This window comes from Bdellovibrio sp. (assembly GCF_036384735.1).
In the GTDB taxonomy this organism is placed as follows: domain Bacteria; phylum Bdellovibrionota; class Bdellovibrionia; order Bdellovibrionales; family Bdellovibrionaceae; genus Bdellovibrio.
In genome coordinates, this window is the sequence record NZ_DASVLT010000052.1 from 16733 (window position 1) to 37084 (window position 20352).

Genomic DNA, 20352 nt, shown 5'->3' on the forward strand with positions numbered 1-20352 from the left:
ATGAAAATCGACTTTGATTATATTGTGATTGGTTCTGGCTTCGGAGGCTCGGTGATGAGCTGCCGTCTTACTGAAAAAGGCTACAACGTCTGTTTGCTGGAACGTGGTCGCCACTGGAAGATGCACGAATTCCCGCGTCGCCCTCAGGATATTCAAAACAACATGTTCTGGGACCCCGAGGATAAAAAGTTTGGCTTGATGGAATTTCGTGATACGCCAGAAAGTGACGCCATGACCTTAACGGCCAGTGGTTTAGGCGGTGGCAGTTTAATTTACGCCAACGTTCTGTATCGAATGCCCGAAGAGTTCTTTCATGGTTGGCCGAAAATTTTCAATCGCAAGACTCTAGATCCCTATTACGACAAAGTGATTTCAACAATGGAGGCCCGTCCCTATCCATTTGATAGTGAGCCCTATTATCAGAACACCCCAAAAACCAAAGCTTTAAAACTTGCTGCAGAACAAATGCCGCAAAATCCCGATGCCATTTCGAAACAAGAATTCGTACTGCCTCCCCTTGCGGTTCGCTTCGAAGGGGAATTCCCAGGTCATCAAACTTTAAATTCTCACGGTGCCATTCAATCCCGTTGCACAAAGTGTGGCGAATGCGACATCGGTTGCAATATCCACGCAAAGAACACTTTAGACTTAAACTATATTCAGCGCGCCCGAACTTTGAAAGGTGCCGGCAAGCTTGAAGTAAAAACCCAGGCCGAAGTCACAAAAATCGAACCAGTCGATGGTCATTACAAAATCACCTTAGTCGTTCCGGAATTTCCGTTACAAGAAATGGTCGTAACAGCCCATAAGGTTATTGTCTCTGCAGGCTCGGTGGGCTCTTCGTCATTGCTGTTAAAGATGAAAGCCAAAGGTTATCTTCCAAAACTTAACACCAACTTGGGCAAAAAATGGTGTGGTAACGGCGACCTTTTGGGAATGGTCTTTGATGCGAAAAAGCCATTAGATCCCACAAACGGCCCTGTGATCACCGCCGCTATTAAATACTCATTTAAAAACTATCCTGATGGCTTCCCGCATGGAATGTACCTGGAGGACGCAGGATTTCCGATCGGCATGGCTTGGTATTTATCTGGAAAAGTTCCGCAGTTTGATGGCATTAGCGGTGTCTTTAAATTGATTGGTCAAAATATCAAAAAATTTCTATGCAAAATTTTTGGCATTCACATCAATCCGCAGATCAATATCGGAGACGAGTTTGCAAAAGCTTTGGATAAAGCAGATTTTGCTCGTCGTGCCTTTGTACTTTTGGGAATGGGTCGTGATCGTTCCGATGGTCAAATTCGTTTGCGTGAGGACGGTCAAGCTGTCATCGAATGGAAAATGGATAAAAGTGATTTGCACTTTGAGCGTGTGCGCACCGAGATGAGAAAAATCGCAGAAAATGTCGGAGGTGTCTTCGTCGATAATCCTTTAACGTATTTAAAGAAAATCATCGCCGTTCATCCCCTCGGTGGATGTCCTATGTCGGATGACCCAGCACAAGGTTTTGTGAATACAAATGGGGAAGTCTATGGCTATGAGGGACTTTACGTCGTGGATGGCAGCATTCTGCCCACATCCACAGGCCCTAATCCCTCGTTAACCATCGCCGCTGTCGCTGAATACATTGCTGAACAAATTCCGTCGAAAGCAGTTACAGCAACGACTAAGACTTCAGCCCAGTAGTTGATTCACCCCTCACCGCTGGGCCATCTCAGATCTGCTGGCGCTGTCGACTACTGCATGACAAGTGACTTCTTAAGTTCTTCGATTGCAGCAACCGTCTTTTTGTTAGCCTCAAGTTTCGCCTCTGGCAAAGCAAGGGCCTTGTTCAAAGTTTCAGAGGCCTGCTTGTGTTGATTCAAGCCTTTTTGAATCTCTGCCAGAAGTTTCATATTATAAAGTTTCAAATCCTTTGAAAGCTCCACAGCTTTTTCAGAATAAGGAAGGGCTTTATCAAATTCCTTTTGGCGCAAATAGTAGCCAGCAAGTTTTGTGTAATAAACATCAGATTTCGGATTCGCTTCAAGCAGCTTCTTCAGCCAATTCACAGCTTCATCTGATTTCCCTGATTGTTTCATATAAGAAAGAGACGCCAGAAGTTCTCCGGGTCTAACGACAGATAACTTCATAGTTGCCACTTCAGATCCCAGATCCTTACGCGCTTGAGCCAACTTATCTTTGGCGTCTAGAAACTCATAAGTATTCACTAACTGCGCAAGAAGCTCTGCACGTTCAAACCCAGTGAAATCACCTAGCAAAGTGTTATGGAAGAACTCTTTACGTGCGGATTCAGAAGCCAACATTTTCTGAATGACTTCAATATCTTTATCCGCCACCGCTTTCGCTTCTGCAGGAATAACTTTTTGATCACCTTTCAAAACTTTTGCTAACTGCAAACGCCAGTCTAGAACTTCAGGCGAAGACGAATAAGTTTCAATCCATTTTTCGAGAGTCTTTTGATAAGACCCTTTGGTCTTAGGATCTTTTTCAAATGCTTCAGCCGCGATATTCACTTCGCTCGTCGCAAGCATCAAACTGTTCTCGTGCAACGGAGCCAGCCATTTCGCCGCCTCATCAAATTTCATCGCATTAAACGCATTTGTTGCCAACGTCTTACGTGCTTCCTTGTCACCAGCTTCGGCTTTTTTTGCAAGCTCTGCTGAAGAAGCCAGTTTTTTCGATTGAAGATCCGTCAGTTCCTTCGCCAACACATCTGCAGGTCTGAAATCTAAAAGGCGTGCTAGCTCGTCGCCATCACTATTCATCACAATCAATGTGGGAATCGCATGAACATTATATTTGTCTGACAATGCCTGATTTTCCGCCCGATCAATATTGATACTCACTTTGATCAATTTATCAGAAGCTTTGATGAATTCCTGTTTACCGAAAGTCTCTGTCTCGAGGCGAATACAAGACGGACACCATGGAGCATTAAAATCCACCAAAACAAGCTTCTTGCCTTTGGCTGCGACTTTTAACGCCGCATTCAAGTTGTCTTCATAAAAGCCATGCTTATTTTTCTTGAGAGGACCTTCAGAGGCCGCCGTCGCAACAGTTTTCATTGTCTTTTCAGGAGCACCCGAAACAGCAACAAGCTTGTCCGCTTTTACTTGATACTTTTCTTCGTGGGATTCACACACAGTATTTTTGTCGTCGCAAATATAAAAGTTCACTGATGCGACTTGGTCTTTCATTTTTGTCGCATCGAAGATGAACTCTTTGGAATCTTTCTTAAGTGGCTCGACGCTATCCGAACCAATCACCAAAGCTGCCGGAGCATCTTTGTTGAAGTGAAATCCTTGATCGACACTAGCGATGATTTGCGTGCCTTTCAATTTCAGATGGGCTTTGCCATCAGAAAGGCGCGCGAAGACTTGAGAAGAAAAAACGATAAGCGATAAAATAAGTGCTGATGTTTTCATGGAAAACATTAGAGTCCGAGGGACCAGACTTGTCCAGCTCCTTATGCGATTTTCTTAATCAATTCTGTTTGCCCTGCGATAAGAATTCCACTGATCTCATCATTTTGAAAGATAGGCACTGCAATATCGACGCGATTTTTCGCACCATATTGCTTACCCATCAATTCGCGGACTTCATAAGTGCGCTCTTTGGCCAACTCTTGCCCCACCAGGGCCCGGGCCACCAAGCTTTTGAAAACATCAAATCCGTCGTGTTCGAACTTATAAAGGCTTTTCATGTTGTAGTAGCAAAGATCTAAGGGCGAATAGGAGGTGATTTTCCTCATCGCCTCATTATAGTAGATCAAATCGCCATTCGCATTCCATAGACGAATCAGGTGCTTGTCTTGCAGGATTTTAGGAACGACTGGATCCAAAGAAAGCTGACGTTGCTCCAAAAAGGTCAGAAGAGCCTTCTGATCTGACATAAGATATTCCCCCCAAGTACTCTTCTAGGATAGCGAGCCTTTATTCACTTTGCGACGAAATCAATTCTCCTGAATCAAAATAAAAAAAGGGCCTCGCAAATGCGAAGCCCTTTTAGTTTTTCGTCTCAAATTGTGACGGTGCTGCCTCAACGGATGCGACAACCGCCGCCTCCGCTCTGCTCCCGTCCGTGGATTACTGCCCCAGAACGTAAGCGAAGATCAATGGTGCAACGATAGTCGCATCTGATTCAACGATGTACGAAGGAGTCGTCGGAGCCAATTTACCCCAAGTGATTTTCTCATTTGGAATAGCGCCAGAGTATGAGCCGTAAGAAGTTGTCGAGTCAGAAATTTGCGCGAAGTAGCTCCACAAAGGAATGTCTTCGTGACCCAAGTCTTGTTCCAACATTGGAACTACGCAAATTGGGAAGTCACCAGCGATACCACCACCGATTTGGAAGAAGCCCACTGGAGCTTTTTTAGAAGCTGACATGTACCACTCGGCCCACGTTTTCATGTACTCGATACCGCCTTTAACGGTCGTCGATTTCTTGATATCACCTTTGATGATATGACCTGTGAAGATGTTACCCAAAGTAGAGTCTTCCCAACCTGGAACAACCATTGGAAGATTTTTTTCAGCAGCAGCCAATAACCAAGAGTTTTTTGGATCGATTTGGTAGTACTGATTCAATTTTCCAGAAAGAAGGATTTTGTACATGAATTCGTGTGGGAAGTAAGACTCACCTTTTTGGTCGGCTTCTTGCCAGTATTCAAGAACTACGTTTTCAATACGACGGATTGCTTCCTCTTCAGGGATGCAAGTGTCAGTTACGCGGTTCAAATGTTTTTCCAAAAGTTTTTGCTCATCAGCCGGAGTCAAATCACGGTAATTTGGAATGCGCACGTAGTGATCGTGAGCCACCAAGTTGAAAACGTCTTCTTCAAGGTTCGCACCTGTGCAAGAGATCGCGTGAACTTTACCTGCGCGAATCATTTCAGCCAAAGAAAGACCCAACTCGGCTGTAGACATTGCACCGGCAAGTGTCACAAGCATTTGGCCTTTGTTATCGATGTGTTTTTTATAGCCCTTCGCTGCATCTTTCAAAGCTGCGGCGTTGAAATGACGGTAGTGATGTTCAATAAACTGAGAAATTGGTCCCATGAAATCTTGCTCCTTCGGATTTTGAAGGACTGGAACCTAACATGTTTGGGCAAAAACTCAAGCAGAGAATGGCTTTTGTGCAATAACGGCTTTAGAGAAAAATCCTATGTCCTTTCGAAGGCCTACGAAATCTTGGGCCAGGACAAGGTCCTCCATATTGGTCTCGATATAGTTCTTGTAAAAAGGCTCGTGAAAATCCACCGGAAATTGTCGCAAAGCCCACTCAAGCTCCTTATTATCCTGCTTTTGCACAGAGTCGACAAAGCCAAAGAAACCGCCCTGCTTCAAAACTCTATAGGACTCTGCCAAAACTTCGCGTCGAATGTCTTCAGGGAGCTCATGAAAAAGAAAACACGAGTACACAAAATCAAAACGTGCTGATTTAAATGGCAATTCTTCCGCAGCTCCTTGGATAAAATCCAAACGATGAAACTCGGCCAGATTTTCCTGAGCCTTCTTTAAGTAGGGGTCACTTAAATCCAACACCGTGATGCGAGCTTTGGGATAAGCCAGCTTCATAAACCGTGTGAGCCGACCTGTGCCCGCCCCCACCTCAAGAAAGTGCAATCCGTCACCGTCGCCCGGATAAACAGATTTAATCATAGGAATGATCAGGCGGCGCATGGCATCGGCAGATCCCGTAAATAAAACTTCAACCTGATGCTCATAAAGTTCAGCGGATTTTTTTGTCAGATAGCCATCGTTTTGATAATGAAAATTGCGCCGATAATACTCTGGTGTTTCCGGCAAGTACTCGCGGGCTTCTTGATTAAATTCTTTAGCACGATGATCTCGTCTGCGACGTGAAAAATAAAAACTATCCATCAACAACTGAGGACAGCGCCCCATATGCTTGTGCCAAGGTTCTGGTTTTAAAACATCGATGGGATAAAAACCCTGTGTGATGTTTTGTGAATCTTTTTTTAGTAAAGCGTAGAGCTCTTTGTAATAGTGCTTGATGCTTTCAAGCTCGATGGGATGATCTTTAGGCTGTCCCGTCGCTAAAATTTCAAATAACGGAAGAGGCAACTGCTGAGCCGCGAAGTGTGCCGACCGAGCCAGGGAGTATCCTAGGCTCAATTTCTCTTTTAAATTTTTACTTTTCAAGCCCTTTGACATTGGTCACCTTCTTTTGCTGTGCCCAATGTCTAAATGTTAGGCCCAACAAAGTGAATCCCGCAATAATCACAAGTCCAACCATGGTAAACCACATAGCAACGATCATACGTTTGCTCCTTTTGCTTCAGCTTCAGCTTCCGCCCCTGCTGGGGTCACAGCTCTGCCCGCCTGCGCGGCAGCGCGAACTTCATTCACAATATGCGATGCCATCACCAGACCAAATGCCCCCGTCACAAAGCTTGCAGAGCCGTAGATCATATTGCGATTGTCGCAGCCATGGAAGTCATTTGTCTTAGGGCATACACATTTAAAACCCTGACCATTATCGTAATACAATTCCTCTGGCATCATCACGGGTTCGTCTGAGAATACGCAGGTAATTCCGAAATTCTTCTCTGGAAAATCATATTTCTGACGAAGAATTTTGCGCAGCTGATGAGCTAGCGGACAGGTGTGAGTCGCAGCCAAATCTGCTTTTTGAATACGAAGAGGATCCAATTTCGCAGCAGAGCCGGCAGACGTCACAACCGGAATATTTTCTTTCACGCATGTAGCAAGCAAATGTGCTTTCGCAGTCAAATTGTCGATGGCATCAATTACGTAATCAGGCTTATCCGCCAACATTCTTTCAGAATTTTCGGCATTATAAAATTCAGGAATCACAGTCACTGTGGACTGCGGATTGATTTTGCGAAGACGCTCGCCCATGACTTCGGCTTTCTTTTTACCGACCATGCCTTGAACAGCATGCAACTGACGATTCGTGTTTGTGATGCAAACTTCATCGAAATCAACAATGGTAATCCGACCTACACCAGAACGAGCCAATGATTCGGCAGCCCACGAACCCACACCACCGATACCTACGATCATAACGTGGGTGTTCATCAATTTCTTCATCGCTTCATCACCGACCAAGCGCCCCATGCGATCAAAGCGTCTATGCAAAACGTAAGTCGTCTCTGGCGGTTGAGCAAGTTCAGTCGTGCTTGTAGGGGCAGTTGTCGTCGTATTATCCATCATGGCTCCAAAAAATTTTGGCGAATTTCACACGCCTTTCGCTGGAACCAAAATTTCGTTGGTCGAACCGAAAAGACGATGGAAATTCCCAGTAGTGATATCCAATATTTCCAAAGGATCAAGGGATTTTAGCTCCCCTATAGTCTTTGCTACCTCCCAGATGCTTTCTGGTGGGTTTAGACGTCCTTTGTAAGCCGGAGGAGCTTGATCAGGGCTGTCACTTTCTATCAGTAAAAACTCGAGCGGGATCTCTTTCACGGCTTGATGCAGCTTTTGGTTTTCGGGACGACACACCGGTCCCCCGACAGACAAAAACAGGCCACGCTTCAGAAAATCCTGCGCTTTTCCCCAGCTTGCGTTGAACGAGTGTACCATGCCTTTTTGTTGCGGAATTCCAAACAGGTCCATGATCGTAAGACTTTGCTCGTGAGCCTGCACCAGGTGTAAAACCATGGGTTTGCTAGAAATGTGAGCCAGCTCTAACTGTTGCTCGAACATTGTAATCTGCCGGTCTTGAGAGTCCTTCATGATATGAGGCCTGAAATCCAACCCCATCTCACCCAAGCCCATGGCTTCAGGCAGGCGGCGCGCCAGCATATCCAGTGCCTGCTCGCACTGATCCTCGTCGTGATCAACAATCCAATAAGGATGAAGGCCAAAACACAAACCGATATGTTGAGGATACTTTTTATGAAGCTCTTTTTGGCGATCCCAATCTTCAGGGCCGACCCCGCCTTGCATAAAAAAATGAATACCTTTGGTGCGCGCCTCTTCGATGATTGTGTCCTGTTGACCATCCCAGCGCACATCCGCCAAGTGTCCATGAGCATCAATCCATCTTCCAAAGGCCACCATAAATCCCCCAAAACTACCAATCTGCTAGACCTAAAGCCTAATCCATAAACTCGACTCTCACAAGTTTATCAATCAGCCGATATAGGCCCGGTGAAGGAGTGTGTATGAAGCACAAAGGTTTACGTTTGGGTTTTGATGTGACAATGGATAAAGGCACAACATTGAAGCCTTTGAAGGTCCAATTCTGGAGCCAGGAAACTGACTTTAAGAAATTCTCTCCAACTGAGCCGTTCAAATACATGGCTGATGCTTTGACTGGTTTGTCTTTGGTCAAATTGAACCAGTATATTAAATCCCCTGTAGCCACTCCTCACATGGATTATTCTTTTGCCTGTGACGCTTGGAAAGCTTTAGATCCACACGTTGAGCTTTATGAAAGATCGCAAACACGCGTGCGCGCTTTGCAATCTCATTTGGCTGTTGTCGACCCAAAACTTTGTGCTGATTTCGAAAATCATTTCAATGAATCTTTCGACATGGCGATGAAACCTTGGGGTGTCGATTTGACAGCTCTGGGGCCTTTGCTTGAAACCTTCACTTGGTTCGAAAAGCAAGTGGGTTCACCGTTATTGTACAACTTCGGTTTGAACTTTTCTAAACCATTCATGGAAAAGCTTCACTGCTTGTATTCATTCTTGTATCACTTGCGCGGTCTGGTGGCTGTGGACCACAACGCCCATGTGGAGGACCCTTCCCATGAAGCTGTGAAAGTGGATGCCATTTCTGACTATTTGCCACGTGCTGAATACATCGTAAACGATGCCTTGCTTTACTGGAGCTTCAAAAAATACGCGCAACCATTCACGGGTCCTAAAACTCCGGATTCACGCGTTGATAAATTGTTTGCGACTCCACTTGAAAAAGCCTTCCATAAGTACTCTCACAATGCTTGCCATCTGGTAGACAATCTTCCAAAGAGCTTCGTCAGTTCTTTGAACCCTGTAGAGCTTGAAGAGGCTTTGTACCTGGTGCAAATGGATTGGTTGCTTGGCTCCCCTGCTGGTTTGCTATTCAAAATCCGTGAAGAGATCTTCGGTCTGCAATCGGGTTATGAAAAAGTATTCTGGAATGATGTGGAACCAAAACATCATTCTAAACCAGTAAATTTGCATTTGTGCTGCGAAGTGAAGGAAGAGCACGTCTATCACTCGAAGGCAGCTTAAGCCGCCTCAGGGTCAGGTTAGAGTATTTAAATTGTTACAAAATAAAAAACCGCTTCCCTGGAAGCGGTTTTTCTTATTGAAGACCTTCTTGTTTTGCCAAGTGACGCTGGCGCAGTTTCTTGATTACGAAGTAAATCAAAACAACCAGGAGAATGATCGCAACGGCGATCTTAAATTCACGCAAGACACTTAAGACCGCATCACCAAAGTGGGCAATCAAGTAAATCTGTGTCGGCACACTGATCAAAGCAGCCAAGCCATCGATCAATAAGAATTTCCACAGCGGGAAATGCATCATGCCGCAGGCCAAGTGTCCTGGAAAACGAATTCCCGGAGTAAAACGGAAAATACCGCACGCATAAGTGCCGTACTTATGAGTCCACTCTTCCACACGCTTCATCAGGTGCGGCGGAAACATCTTGTGAACACGAGGATGATAAAGCAATCGGCGACCAAAAACGCGGCCGATTGTGTAGATCAACGTATCGCTGAAAATCACCGCCACCAGAGAAATAACTGCAGCATAGTGAACATTCACAACAGGGGCCCCAGGATATGGGGGTTGGTAAACATCAGGATGTTGGCCCACATATGCCAGCATACCCACGCTGATCAAGGTCAACTCTTCTGGAATAGGCAAACCCACTGCTGAAAGCAGCATCATGGCAACGATGACTATGTAGACTGTTCCAGGCTGATAAGCGAACTGGGACCAGTCAAAGTTGAGCAAATCCAAAATGAAAGTTCTCCTAGCAAACTAATATGGAGTAACTTGAACGGCTTGAACACTAACGTCACACCGTGCTAAATACAGTTTTCCACACAGGATTAAGTATGCAGAGCGCAAGAGGATTTGAATACGGAGTAAAACACATTATCAGCCCTCAGTCGGGATTGATCAGTGATGTTTTATTAAGCAATTGCGAACTTGATAAGGCGCAAATTGCCGAGCTTTTCGATTTAGGCGCCATTTATTTGAATGGAGAGCGCCTACGAGAAGATTTCTCGGTTTCAGAGGGAGCTTATCTTCGCGTCCATAGCAAACCCCGTCGGTTCCCTAAAAACGATGGTCTTTGGGCGAAACGAATCATTTTTGAGAATGAGCACTTCCTTATTGTGAACAAAATCTCGGGCCTTCCTGTTCATGCCTCGGTGGATAATATCCGCGAAAATGTTCAATCTTATTTAGAAGAAACACTTTCCAAGCAAGTCTATGTCACTCACCGCTTGGACGTGCCGACAAAAGGTCTGATGGTTTATGGTAAGACGGCAGAGTTTCAAACAGCATTCAATAAAATGCTCATCGCCAGAGAGCTAAAAAAAATCTATCGCGCCACTGTCAAACTCGCACTAGATCAAAAACTTCCGACAGGAATTCTGACGCATTATATGGAGCCATCGCCGCGTGCTCCAAAAACTGTCGACAGTGTCGCACATCCCGGTTGGCAGAATTGTATTCTTGAAATTATAGAAGCAAAAGAGATCGCGCCACAAACCCACGAACTTAAAATTCACCTGCACACAGGCAGGACTCATCAAATTCGCGCGCAATTAAGTTTTGAAAAATGCCCGATCATCGGCGATCACGCCTATGGGGCTGAAAAAATTTGGGATGAGGAGAGAATCGAATTAGAAGCTTGCGAACTTGAGTTCACCAATCCGCTGACCGGTGAACTTCATCATTTTAAAATCTAGAACACGTAAGCATTTGTCATCAATGTGTATTGATTATTGTCTGGCTTGAAGAACGTCACGTCCTGACCACGATAACTATTCAACGGAGTCTCGTTTTGAATACCCAATGTGAAGTTCAAACCACGCATAGGTCGGACCTCTAAAGAAACTCCCAAACGACATCTCGTTACATGACTGCCATCAAGATCTTCCGCCGCAGAGGAGTAATACCAATCTTCAGCAAAACCAGATTTCGTCTGGAAGGTGAAGTATTTATTGATATCCAAGTTCAACTGCAGGTAGTGCTCTAAAGCATATTGCTTTGTTGTTGAGCGCGGATCACGCATGAAGGTGCCATCATCATAAGTCGGAATGCCATCGGGATTGTAGTAAGCCGTTTGTGATTGAATATAGATATCTGGTTTTACGACGTACTCAAGTGAAGAGAATCTGCCGAACTGCCATTCAAAGTAACCTTCAAAACGGAACTTCGCGATTGTCTTCGCGGCCTGAGAATATTGAGATGTCGGAAGATACCACTTTGCAGCACCACCGACATCGATATCACCGATGTAGCCCAAGTCATAGTTTGAATACACAAAGTGAATATCAGACAAAGAGCCTTTAGAAGGAATCTGATCGCCGTACTCATTAATGCCTGCTGAGTTCAACAAAACAGGAACACGCAAAGAAGCCTTTGAATCCTGATCGATACGATAGTTCAAACTAAAGTAATCGTAAGTATCGATCATGCGGCCTGTGACATTTGCTGGTTCTTTGTCTTGAGCAGATCCTGACTTCATATTTGAAACTGAAGCGATAGAAAAAAAGGTCATCGACCAAGCATTCTTTTTTCCGTCAGCCATCGACATCACCGATGCCTCTTGGTCAAAGATTTCCGCCTGTGCTTGCGAAGCAATACACAGAGCAGACAGCGTTATCGTTAAAACCTTCTTTAACATCCAGAACTCCGTTCACAATAATAATACCGAGAGGTTATGCCATAACGCGGAAAGCTGCACAATACTCAAAGTTTAGACACTCGCTGTCTCAAGAAAATCCTAAAACTCTTTGCGCTTGTATCGCTACATCAAACCTTTTACCTTGAGTGAATGAAAAATTTTCGAACTGTACAGACATTTATCATCGCTCTTCTTTTAACAATTGTTACTGGTTGTGCCGTCAGCTTTCAGAAGAAATCATGGGATCTTCCGCAGAAAGCGCCGAATGAAATCAGCATTATGTCCTTCAATATGGAGAACCTTTTCGATACGGTTCATACTCCTGGACATGAGGATTACACGTACCTTCCTCTCGCGCTGAAGCAATCGGATCCAGCAATGCGTGAAGGCTGTATTAAGAGCAACGACTCTGAACGCCGTCGTAACGAATGTTTAAGCACGAACTGGACTCCGGAAGCACTTGATAAAAAACTGACGAATATTTCAAAAGTTGTTTTGGGCGTCGACGGCAATGGCCCAGACAACTTGATGATTATGGAAATCGAAAGTGATGTGGTTCTGAAGCAATTAAACGACCACTTGAAAGAGGCTAAATACATCACACAAGTTATTATCGATGGACCTGACAAACGCGGGATCAACGTGGCATTCTTATCGCGCTTCCCGTTGGTAGGAAAACCTGTTTTACATCCAATTCCCTGGAAACCTAAAAATGATGACGATAAAAAATGGATGGAGCGTTCTCGCCGCATTCTGGAAGTGACTGTGAAAGCTCCAAATGGAGATCCTATCACGTTCTTTATTGCTCACTTTCCGTCTCAGGCAAACCCAACTTACTGGCGACAGCAAATCGCTCAGTACATGGTTGATTTGATGAAGAGCAAGGGCCCTAATGCCATCGTCGTCGCTGGTGGTGATTTGAACATCACTCATGAAGAAGAATCTGACACTCACATCTTCCGCGATATCTTGTCTCAAGGCGGCGCTGTTTCCCACTTTGTCGGTTGCAAAGACTGCCCAGGATCGCACAACTATAAAAAGTCTTGGTCTTTCTTGGATGCTCAGATCTATTCACCAAGCTTGTTGAAAGAGGGCTCTGCAAGCTACGAGCTTGAGCCACAGACAATCGATATCATCCGTTACAACCCAGTTCATCTTAAAAAGGGTAAATATCCTAAGCGCTGGGATTACGATGCACAAGATGGCGTCTCGGATCACTTCCCGCTTTACGCTCGCTTGGTACAACGAAGCGCTGCTAAAGACCCTGTAAAAGATGAAGCACCAACAGCTCCGACAACAAATGCAAAATCTGATAACAGCAAAAAGAAAACAAAGACGTCTAAGTAGACAAAATAAAAAGCCGCTGATGAAGCGGCTTTTTATTTATGCAAGCTATCTGCCTACATTCAAATTTTGATTTGACCTTAATAGACCAACAAACGACTCAAATCCACAACCGGGCGCTTACCACAGGCAGCAAGCTCTTGAGACCATTTATTGCCAACCTTCACAGCCTTGTCGTCGAAAGAGACAGCGATTTTGTTTCTATCAGACGTGATCGTCGAGCTTCCAACAAGCGTGTTACATAGGCCATCAAGATTCAAAGCCAAATTCTTACCACTTAAATTTGTAGAGAAGTCCTTGCCGTTACCACCTTTATATTTAATTTGCGCTGTCGCGCTCAAAATCTTCACCTCTGTGGTGTCCAATGATGCTTTATCAACGACCATCGAAATTTTGAACTCACTGAAGTCGCTAACCGCGCGCTTGCCGCCTGCGGCACCGGCAATGTTACCTGTGCCATTAACTTCAATAACCACTGTGCTGTCTTCCTTCGCTGTCAAAGCAAGATTGTAGGAGGTCTCAGTCAAATTCACATAATATTTATTTGTGGAAGTTTTTTGATTTGCAGCCGAGTCAACAGAGGATCTTACGTTAGAACCACTGATCGTGATCGCTTGAATCTTATCAGCAGCATAAGTGATTTTGGCATTCAAAGACTTAGTGCCTTTGCCTTTCCAATCTCCACCAGCACTTGAATAATTCAATTCATCTTTCGATGAACCAATCGTCAGCTGCTTTGAACCATCAGCCGCATCTGCGAGATCCGTCACCGTGTATTCAGTTTTGATGGCATCTTGTTTCTTAGTCGCAAGCTGAATCAACTCCACCGCTTCAATTTGCTTTTCCATCAGGAACGCAGACATTGAGTAAGAACCCAATTTGAATTCACTGCCAGGACCATTTTTTTGCGTCTTACCACCCTTCTTAGAGTTAATTCTAAGACGAGTTTGATCATCAACGACTTTCACATCGCGAGGTGTGCAGGCCGCAAGACCAAGAACTGAAGAAATAAATAGCGCAGAAACGAGTTTGCTTGTTTTCATGGCTCAGGAATGTAACCGGAAACACCCTAAACATCTAGGGCGGATAGGTAAAAAGATATCGATCCTAACCAATTCCTAAAAATTTACAGGCGTGTCAAAAGAGTGAACAGACAGCGAAGTCCGCCATTATTGATTTTCACTTCTTTTTCAAGGAGATAGCCGTTCGGAACATTTGTTAATTTCTCCTTCTCGGGAAATAGGATTCCGATCTTTTCTGGCTGGTAGCGGCGGCAAAGTTCGTGGGAAAGACCTTTCAATCCTCCAAGCCCCTCACTGGACAACCGTTCGCCATAAGGAGGGTTCAAAATCATCCACAAATGTGAAGTTGCAGGCTTCTCGCCGGTCATTGCATTTTGATGTTGAAGCGTTAAAGACACAGGCTGAAAGCGATCTTTCTCTTGCGCTTTTATCTGATTTTCTACTTCGCCAAAATTTTCTTTCACGACCTTGAGCATTTTCTCTTCGATGTCCATGCCGACAAAAGCTTTAAACAAAATCGAAGGTGGCAGATCATAATTAAAAATAAATGATGGCGATTGAAATAACTTGGGCGTCTTTTTCCATTTCTGAAAAGCATATTCCCGTTGAAATTGCCCTTGAAAAAGACTGCGGGCCTCTGTCAAAAAAGTCCCTGCCCCCATCATCGGGTCCATCAAAGTCACTTCGCGAGTTTCAGCGGGAGTCGCCTCTCCAATCATCTCTTTTAAAAGATAAGCTGCAATGGTTTCGCGAAGAGGGGCTTCGCCTTTCAAAATAGACCAACCACGTTTGTGCAAATGTTCACCCGTAGCATCAAGACTGACAGTGCAAAGATCATCTTCCATGCGCACATAAATGCTGCCACAGAATTCCGCATCGGCCGGTGTTCCCGGAAAAAGTTCTGATAGTGCTTTCTCTGCACTTTCTTGCAGACGCTTTTCATTGTTCAGGCGACTTTTTTGCGCAGCCACTTCCCATTCGACTTTGCCATGAGAAAGATATTCTCTCCATGGAAGGGATTTAAATTTCTGATAAAATTTTGGCAGATCTTTCGTGCGAAACGAAGTCATCCGCAGCAACACGCGATTGGCAGTTTTTAAAAAGAAATTCAGCTGAACCGCTGCGAACAGTTCTGTTTCAAACTCTAAGCCCCCCTGCAACACTTCCACTTCAGGAAATGAAAGGCTGTGTGCCTTCGCATCTTTACCCAGCAGATAAGGCCAACACTCTTTCATGTCGGCCAATGTTGTCAGCTCGTACCCCAGCGGAGTTGAAACAAAAAACTTATTCATTAAAATCTCCAGTAGGCGTCCGCTGTGAAGTAGTAACCATCAACAGGTGACAATTTCATCGACGACACGTTTGTCGAGTTCAGCGAAACTGCAGCATGGAAGCGATCCCAAATCTTCATATAGGTTAAGTAACCACCCACCGCTTTCTTTTCGAAGTTGTAGGTAGGACCTAAAAGAACTCGGTCCCAATTCGGCATGATGAATTCATAACCTGTCTGAAATGAACTCGTACCTAAGGATTTGATGGCCGTTGCATCCCGGGCATCTTCAAAACTGAAAAGTGCCAGTGTAAAGAATGTGTGAGAGAGAGTGCTCTCTGATGAAATCGAGTCCCAATAAAAGTTCAGGTTCAGAGTGGATCTGTCTTCATTGGGAATGCGCACAAAGTTAGGACCCATGGAAATAACCGTCGCATCGGAAGAATAAACTCTAAATTTTGCAGAGGCATTGTAGGCTCCAACCAGATATGCCGGAACGATTGTTTCAACTGTCAACCAGTCTCGGAAACCGTAATCGATCTGGCCATACCATGTGACAAGGTATTCTCCTTCCCACAAGGTCTGTGCCGTCTCACCGACAGAGATCCCTTCGTTGATCAAAGGCTTATACTTCGCGGAAACCAGCGGCGAACGATGGCGAACCATCAAATCCGTACTGCCTTTGTATTTAGGATTGTCTGAGCTTAAATCAATATGCAAAAGTCTGTCGCCCACCTGGATCAGATGTGCACGGGATTGGCGTAGAAGCTCTGCGACGATTTCATAAGAACCGTCTTGGCGGCCAAGGATTGTTTTGATCTCGACGAAGGCAATGACTCCGACACCGAGAGATTGTGATTCAAGAAATACAACTTCTCCGGGATACCAGTCTCCGTTGTAAGAAATGGCGCGAATGTGTTTGCTATCCAGGATGGCTTCGATACGAGCCCGAGAATTCGAGTCCTTAATGGCCTCTGCACGCGGTTCATTTTCCAGCGTCAAAACCACTTCATCGTCGGTATAGCCCCTTGCAAAGGCAAAAGAGGATGTTAGCAATGGCAAAGCCATAATTAGGGATAGGAACAATCTCATGGCCCCGACGATAGCTTACTTCGGTGCCTTGTTCAATTGGTCCTTCAATGTACTGAACAGTCTAATGATATCTTTACGAGTCGCTTCATGGGTTGTAAAGATCTTCGAAACCTGGAATCCGGCAATTTGTGAAGCCGTTGGGATTGAGCCATTGAACACTAAATAGGCAAATCCCTCTTTCACGACGAATTCGTACTTCACGGCACTCACGGACTTAAAGAATGACATGAAACGTGGCGCAGCGGCGTAAACTTCATCTAAAGAAAGGACCTGGTTCTTATCCGTATCGTACATAACCATAATGGACTCTACATAGTGCAGAATCGTCGTCATTGTACGAAGGTTCGCCGTCTCAATCAAACCCACTCGTTGATCCGGAGATAACGATGCGGCCTTCAAGTAACCATAAACCTCTTCAAACTGGGCATCGTTCAGTTTTGCCATGAACGTCGCTAGATTCGGCATATTATCGAAGTACACGGCAAAGTTTTTACGGAACTGCTTCTTGAAACAATTTTCTTCCATGTAGGGATAATCAAAGACGTCTTTTTGAGCAACATTGCACATCCGCATATCCTTCGCGATATCATTGCTTGTCGCAAGACCGGCGCTGAACAGTAGGCTCACGTACTCGAAAGTTTCGCGGTCATCCATCCAGTCATCACCATTACCACTGAATGTGAAGAAGTTTGCCTCAAGGAAGCTTCTTGCACCAGAGTTTCCTGTGCGCGGATCGAAGGCCTTAATGTCGTTACCCAACTCACTGAACTCATCGTACCAAGCAACGAGGCCAGCCTTGGACATTTTAGCTTCGGTTAAACTGCCCGTCGTATTTTCCGCATAACCCAACATTAGCATGCGCGCCACGGCACGCATCAAGTTGGTCTTTGTTAAAGACTTCCAAGTCACGCCAATATTTTGTTGGTTTGTTGCCTCGATAATTCGGCCGTGCTCGTTAAAGTTCACTAGCATCGGTGCCGTCAAAAGATGACCAAACTCCTGCCAAGACTGTTTCAAGGCCATTTGCTCTAGAGCATCCTTAGAGATGCCTTTTTCAATCACATAAGCCGCATTGAATTTGTCATAACTAGCGATCAAGTCTTTTTGCGCAATCGTTTTTGTTTTTTCGTCATATTTAGCTAAATCAATGAAGCTTTGATCCAAGCGCCAAATATTAAATTCTCGACGAAGAGCCGCTAAATTCTGCTTATCGATTCCTAACAAACCACGAGAGTCCCCTTGGCGTGCTGGGGATAACATTCTCCAAACAACGACGCGATAGATTTTCTTAATTGTCTCTGGACGTAATGTAAAACTGAAATTCAAATGCGGCGCCACCTGATCAATCAAGGCATCCAAATTTTCTGTGGAAATATAACCAGCCGTTTGCATCTCTTGGCTGTTTTCAAGTAAATCTAAACCTTGGTTGATAAACTGACTGACTTGACGCAAATCATTGGGGCCATTGAACCTCACGTTTTGAATAACATAGCGGTATTTGAGCGCCAATCCATACAAGTTGATAAAGGTATTCAAACTGTCTTGCCATTGATACAGCTTAGTCAACTGAGCATGCTGCCCCAATAAAACGTTCTTTACCGCTTCGACTAATGGAACATAGTCAGCAACTCTGTCATAAGGTTCAAATGGTTGGGAACCACGCAGGAAATCGCCAAGGCCTGATAAAGCTCTTTTGCCATCTTCGAACGTATAGTCCGAAGATGATAGATTGGTTTTCTCTAGCAATCTTTGCAGCGTAAAGCGCAGCTGCTCTGTCGCATCCGAAACTTGCTCCCAGGTCGTAGATTTATCTGAAGACTGATTCATCAAAACGCGCATATGCGGAGAAAGCTGCACGGCCTCGTCACGAACGATGCTCACGAGATCCACCAGGCGCGTGATTTCGTCTTTCGTTAAATATTTCTCGTTCCCACCAATCAAGGCTTTCTTGATTTTCATAAGCTCGCCAGCGAACTCAGGGGATACATTGTTTTCTTTTAAGAAGTACTTTCCAAAGAAGTTCCGCATTTCATCGACCGTGTAAGCGTTGGGAACGGAACCATAGGTTTTGTCACGGAAATAGATAAGGGCATCGCTAGCACAATTGAATGTATCGCGAATGTCTTTGTCTGCCGCCCGTCCTACCGAGAAATTTTTAAGATTTTGCGGCATGGTTTTCAAACACGTCAGGCGTTGGTTTGAAAATTCAAGGACTTCAGGTTTCTGCTTGGGGCCATTGATAAAATCACTGCAAGCCATGAGTGACATGGAGGTCGCTGACATCAAGATAAGACTCAGAGCTTTTTTAAAGCGCATAAGCCACCCCGAGCATCAAACGATCGTTATTTGCAAATTGAGCAATGTCATTCACGTTGTTTTTATCCGTCGGCCCGGCTTTCAGGATCTGGCTTTCACCAAATAAAGACCACAAGCCCGAAAGACGATAACGTGTGTTAAAGCGGAACATTTGAAAATCATTCTTATCAGACTGTGTGTAGCTAATCTTCGCGAAAAGTCTCTCTCCGTGGCCCAAATTAAAATTGCCAAGAACCGCGATTTGATTCGCTTCCTGGTAAGGATAAAGATTTGTCAGTGGTGTATTCGCTAAGTTTTCACCCACCTCTGTCACTTGGCCGCCAAAAACATCAAGGCGCATGACACTCAGGCCCCAAACGCCGTTATTCCAGTCGACAAACGGGCTGACAAGGATTGCATCCTCGAATGTTGGTTGGCTCCACTGATCGTCAAATAGTTTGTCTTTGGTTGGACGGTCCCAGATACCACTGACACCGAATTTGAACTGCTCGTATCTATAAGTGATGTCAGCACCAGTTAACGAGTGGAAGAAAACTTGAGGTTGCAATTCTACGTTCCCCTTCAGGGTCGCGAGATCCAAACTTCCCTGATAGCCGATGGCCAAAATGTTGTCTGGCGCATACAGATAACTCAATTGAACGTGGAAATCCCTTGGATCACCAAAGGCCACTCTAGCTCCATAAGAGTTTTGCAAAACAATTTGCGAAGTATTTGGCTCGTCAAAATGGTACTGCATGGCCGTGGCCTGATCCCAAATGCGCACACTTTGCGGAGGCTGCTGGAACCACGGATTCCCCTTAGTAAAGTCACCATTTTGAATCTCGAAGCTTGGGCCTTGATCCGGAATGAATAAAGGCGAAGCAAACAACATAAAAGAATAACCTGGTTTATCCACCTGCCAGAAGATTCCAGAAAGCCCCTGCTCTTGAGGATCAAGAGGGTTCCATTTAAAAACCGGCTGCCACACACCCAAATTCCAACGAGAATCGAGCTCATTCCATAGCATTTTCTTACGACCGATGAAGAATGATTCGTGATCGCTCTGTTTACTTTGATAATAAAATTCTGAAATATTCAGATAATTCATCAAGGGCGCGCCCATGGCCACCGCGCCTGAAATGTCCATGCGAAGGTTGTCGTTTGAAAAGCTCTCAGTTTTAAGCTGAGCGCCAACAAACTGATAATTGTTCTTTTGCGAAGCTTCAAATTCAGGGCTTATATAAGAGTCAGAGAATAGCTTCATCTCCGTACGCACTTGCGCGCCGGCCATAACTGGCAGAAGAAATGCTAATACACCTCCCCAAAATGCCTGTAAAATGGTCCCCAAGGGGGAACGTCTGAAAGCCATGGGCCTCCTATCAAAGAGTCTATATATCCAAGGTTCGTGCCCGTTGACCTGGGTTTAAAGGGGGCCTCTGTTTCCATATTTTAAACAAGTGACCTTTTACGGCGCCT

At 44.9% G+C, this 20352-nt stretch carries 18 protein-coding genes; 4 read left to right on the forward strand and 14 right to left on the reverse strand.

All coding sequences use genetic code 11. From position 1 onward, the window contains the following. Positions 1–1686, forward strand: coding sequence for a GMC family oxidoreductase (locus tag VF412_RS16040; RefSeq protein WP_331340274.1), 1686 nt, complete (start codon positions 1–3; stop codon positions 1684–1686). 50 nt (positions 1687–1736) lie between these two features. On the opposite strand, the gene VF412_RS16045 is transcribed toward VF412_RS16040, so the two are convergent. From VF412_RS16045 to VF412_RS16075, 7 genes are all read right to left on the reverse strand, one after another. Beyond that, positions 1737–3428 (reverse strand): thioredoxin family protein, encoded by a 1692-nt coding sequence (locus tag VF412_RS16045; protein ID WP_331340275.1) that lies wholly within the window; start codon positions 3426–3428, stop codon positions 1737–1739. 41 nt (positions 3429–3469) lie between these two features. Next, a complete protein-coding gene (locus VF412_RS16050; RefSeq protein ID WP_331340276.1) occupies positions 3470–3895 on the reverse strand; it encodes a hypothetical protein in 426 nt (141 codons plus the stop codon). Between the two features lie 193 nt (positions 3896–4088). After that, positions 4089–5060, reverse strand: coding sequence for a deoxyhypusine synthase family protein (locus tag VF412_RS16055; RefSeq protein ID WP_331340277.1), 972 nt, complete (start codon positions 5058–5060; stop codon positions 4089–4091). A gap of 57 nt (positions 5061–5117) precedes the next feature. After that, positions 5118–6179: a class I SAM-dependent methyltransferase gene (locus VF412_RS16060; protein ID WP_331340278.1), complete on the reverse strand. Its 1062-nt coding sequence runs from the start codon at positions 6177–6179 to the stop codon at positions 5118–5120. Next, a complete protein-coding gene (locus tag VF412_RS16065; RefSeq protein ID WP_331340279.1) occupies positions 6157–6285 on the reverse strand; it encodes a hypothetical protein in 129 nt (42 codons plus the stop codon). The genes VF412_RS16060 and VF412_RS16065 overlap by 23 nt, the downstream gene beginning before the upstream one ends. Next, on the reverse strand, positions 6282–7202 hold the full coding sequence (locus VF412_RS16070; RefSeq protein WP_331340280.1) for a tRNA threonylcarbamoyladenosine dehydratase: 921 nt from the start codon (positions 7200–7202) through the stop codon (positions 6282–6284). The genes VF412_RS16065 and VF412_RS16070 overlap by 4 nt, the downstream gene beginning before the upstream one ends. Before the next feature lie 24 nt (positions 7203–7226). Continuing rightward, positions 7227–8054 carry a TatD family hydrolase gene (locus VF412_RS16075; protein WP_331340281.1) on the reverse strand — a complete coding sequence of 276 codons (828 nt, stop codon included), beginning with the start codon at positions 8052–8054 and terminating at the stop codon, positions 7227–7229. 104 nt (positions 8055–8158) lie between these two features. Between VF412_RS16075 and VF412_RS16080 the strand changes: the two genes are divergently transcribed. Continuing rightward, positions 8159–9217, forward strand: a complete 1059-nt coding sequence (locus tag VF412_RS16080) for a hypothetical protein (RefSeq protein WP_331340282.1) — start codon at positions 8159–8161, stop codon at positions 9215–9217. 73 nt (positions 9218–9290) lie between these two features. Here VF412_RS16080 and VF412_RS16085 read toward each other — a convergent pair whose 3' ends face one another. Continuing rightward, a complete protein-coding gene (locus VF412_RS16085) occupies positions 9291–9953 on the reverse strand; it encodes a DedA family protein (protein WP_331340283.1) in 663 nt (220 codons plus the stop codon). A gap of 98 nt (positions 9954–10051) precedes the next feature. Here VF412_RS16085 and VF412_RS16090 point away from each other — a divergent pair, with 98 nt between their 5' ends. Continuing rightward, on the forward strand, positions 10052–10912 hold the full coding sequence (locus tag VF412_RS16090; protein WP_331340284.1) for an RluA family pseudouridine synthase: 861 nt from the start codon (positions 10052–10054) through the stop codon (positions 10910–10912). Here the strand turns inward: VF412_RS16090 and VF412_RS16095 are convergent. Beyond that, positions 10909–11853 (reverse strand): hypothetical protein, encoded by a 945-nt coding sequence (locus VF412_RS16095; RefSeq protein ID WP_331340285.1) that lies wholly within the window; start codon positions 11851–11853, stop codon positions 10909–10911. The two genes, VF412_RS16090 and VF412_RS16095, sit on opposite strands and share 4 nt — an antisense overlap. 150 nt (positions 11854–12003) lie before the next feature. Between VF412_RS16095 and VF412_RS16100 the strand changes: the two genes are divergently transcribed. Further along, on the forward strand, positions 12004–13200 hold the full coding sequence (locus VF412_RS16100) for an endonuclease/exonuclease/phosphatase family protein (RefSeq protein WP_331340286.1): 1197 nt from the start codon (positions 12004–12006) through the stop codon (positions 13198–13200). A 77-nt stretch (positions 13201–13277) separates the two neighbouring features. On the opposite strand, the gene VF412_RS16105 is transcribed toward VF412_RS16100, so the two are convergent. The 5 genes from VF412_RS16105 to VF412_RS16125 form a co-directional block, all read right to left on the reverse strand. Beyond that, positions 13278–14240 carry a hypothetical protein gene (locus VF412_RS16105; RefSeq protein WP_331340287.1) on the reverse strand — a complete coding sequence of 321 codons (963 nt, stop codon included), beginning with the start codon at positions 14238–14240 and terminating at the stop codon, positions 13278–13280. Between the two features lie 83 nt (positions 14241–14323). After that, complete coding sequence (locus VF412_RS16110) at positions 14324–15511, reverse strand: RNA methyltransferase (protein WP_331340288.1); 1188 nt, start codon at positions 15509–15511, stop codon at positions 14324–14326. Then, positions 15511–16581, reverse strand: a complete 1071-nt coding sequence (locus VF412_RS16115) for a hypothetical protein (protein WP_331340289.1) — start codon at positions 16579–16581, stop codon at positions 15511–15513. The genes VF412_RS16110 and VF412_RS16115 overlap by 1 nt, the downstream gene beginning before the upstream one ends. Before the next feature lie 15 nt (positions 16582–16596). Further along, positions 16597–18897: a hypothetical protein gene (locus tag VF412_RS16120; protein WP_331340290.1), complete on the reverse strand. Its 2301-nt coding sequence runs from the start codon at positions 18895–18897 to the stop codon at positions 16597–16599. After that, the gene (locus VF412_RS16125) at positions 18887–20245 is read right to left on the reverse strand and encodes a hypothetical protein (protein ID WP_331340291.1); all 1359 of its coding nucleotides are present in this window, start codon (positions 20243–20245) and stop codon (positions 18887–18889) included. The genes VF412_RS16120 and VF412_RS16125 overlap by 11 nt, the downstream gene beginning before the upstream one ends. Positions 20246–20352: the final 107 nt, after the last annotated feature.

What these genes read in the sequence shown, in the direction of transcription:
- VF412_RS16120 (WP_331340290.1), bottom strand. Translation starts at nt 18,897, where the DNA reads ATGCGCTTTAAAAAAGCTCTGAGTCTTATCTTGATGTCAGCGACCTCC.
- VF412_RS16075 (WP_331340281.1), bottom strand. Translation starts at nt 8,054, where the DNA reads ATGGTGGCCTTTGGAAGATGGATTGATGCTCATGGACACTTGGCGGAT.
- VF412_RS16045 (WP_331340275.1), bottom strand. Translation starts at nt 3,428, where the DNA reads ATGAAAACATCAGCACTTATTTTATCGCTTATCGTTTTTTCTTCTCAA.
- VF412_RS16060 (WP_331340278.1), bottom strand. Translation starts at nt 6,179, where the DNA reads ATGTCAAAGGGCTTGAAAAGTAAAAATTTAAAAGAGAAATTGAGCCTA.
- VF412_RS16110 (WP_331340288.1), bottom strand. Translation starts at nt 15,511, where the DNA reads ATGAATAAGTTTTTTGTTTCAACTCCGCTGGGGTACGAGCTGACAACA.
- VF412_RS16115 (WP_331340289.1), bottom strand. Translation starts at nt 16,581, where the DNA reads ATGAGATTGTTCCTATCCCTAATTATGGCTTTGCCATTGCTAACATCC.
- VF412_RS16080 (WP_331340282.1), top strand. Translation starts at nt 8,159, where the DNA reads ATGAAGCACAAAGGTTTACGTTTGGGTTTTGATGTGACAATGGATAAA.
- VF412_RS16050 (WP_331340276.1), bottom strand. Translation starts at nt 3,895, where the DNA reads ATGTCAGATCAGAAGGCTCTTCTGACCTTTTTGGAGCAACGTCAGCTT.
- VF412_RS16065 (WP_331340279.1), bottom strand. Translation starts at nt 6,285, where the DNA reads ATGATCGTTGCTATGTGGTTTACCATGGTTGGACTTGTGATTATTGCG.
- VF412_RS16040 (WP_331340274.1), top strand. Translation starts at nt 1, where the DNA reads ATGAAAATCGACTTTGATTATATTGTGATTGGTTCTGGCTTCGGAGGC.
- VF412_RS16070 (WP_331340280.1), bottom strand. Translation starts at nt 7,202, where the DNA reads ATGATGGATAATACGACGACAACTGCCCCTACAAGCACGACTGAACTT.
- VF412_RS16125 (WP_331340291.1), bottom strand. Translation starts at nt 20,245, where the DNA reads ATGGCTTTCAGACGTTCCCCCTTGGGGACCATTTTACAGGCATTTTGG.
- VF412_RS16100 (WP_331340286.1), top strand. Translation starts at nt 12,004, where the DNA reads ATGAAAAATTTTCGAACTGTACAGACATTTATCATCGCTCTTCTTTTA.
- VF412_RS16090 (WP_331340284.1), top strand. Translation starts at nt 10,052, where the DNA reads ATGCAGAGCGCAAGAGGATTTGAATACGGAGTAAAACACATTATCAGC.
- VF412_RS16055 (WP_331340277.1), bottom strand. Translation starts at nt 5,060, where the DNA reads ATGGGACCAATTTCTCAGTTTATTGAACATCACTACCGTCATTTCAAC.
- VF412_RS16095 (WP_331340285.1), bottom strand. Translation starts at nt 11,853, where the DNA reads ATGTTAAAGAAGGTTTTAACGATAACGCTGTCTGCTCTGTGTATTGCT.
- VF412_RS16105 (WP_331340287.1), bottom strand. Translation starts at nt 14,240, where the DNA reads ATGAAAACAAGCAAACTCGTTTCTGCGCTATTTATTTCTTCAGTTCTT.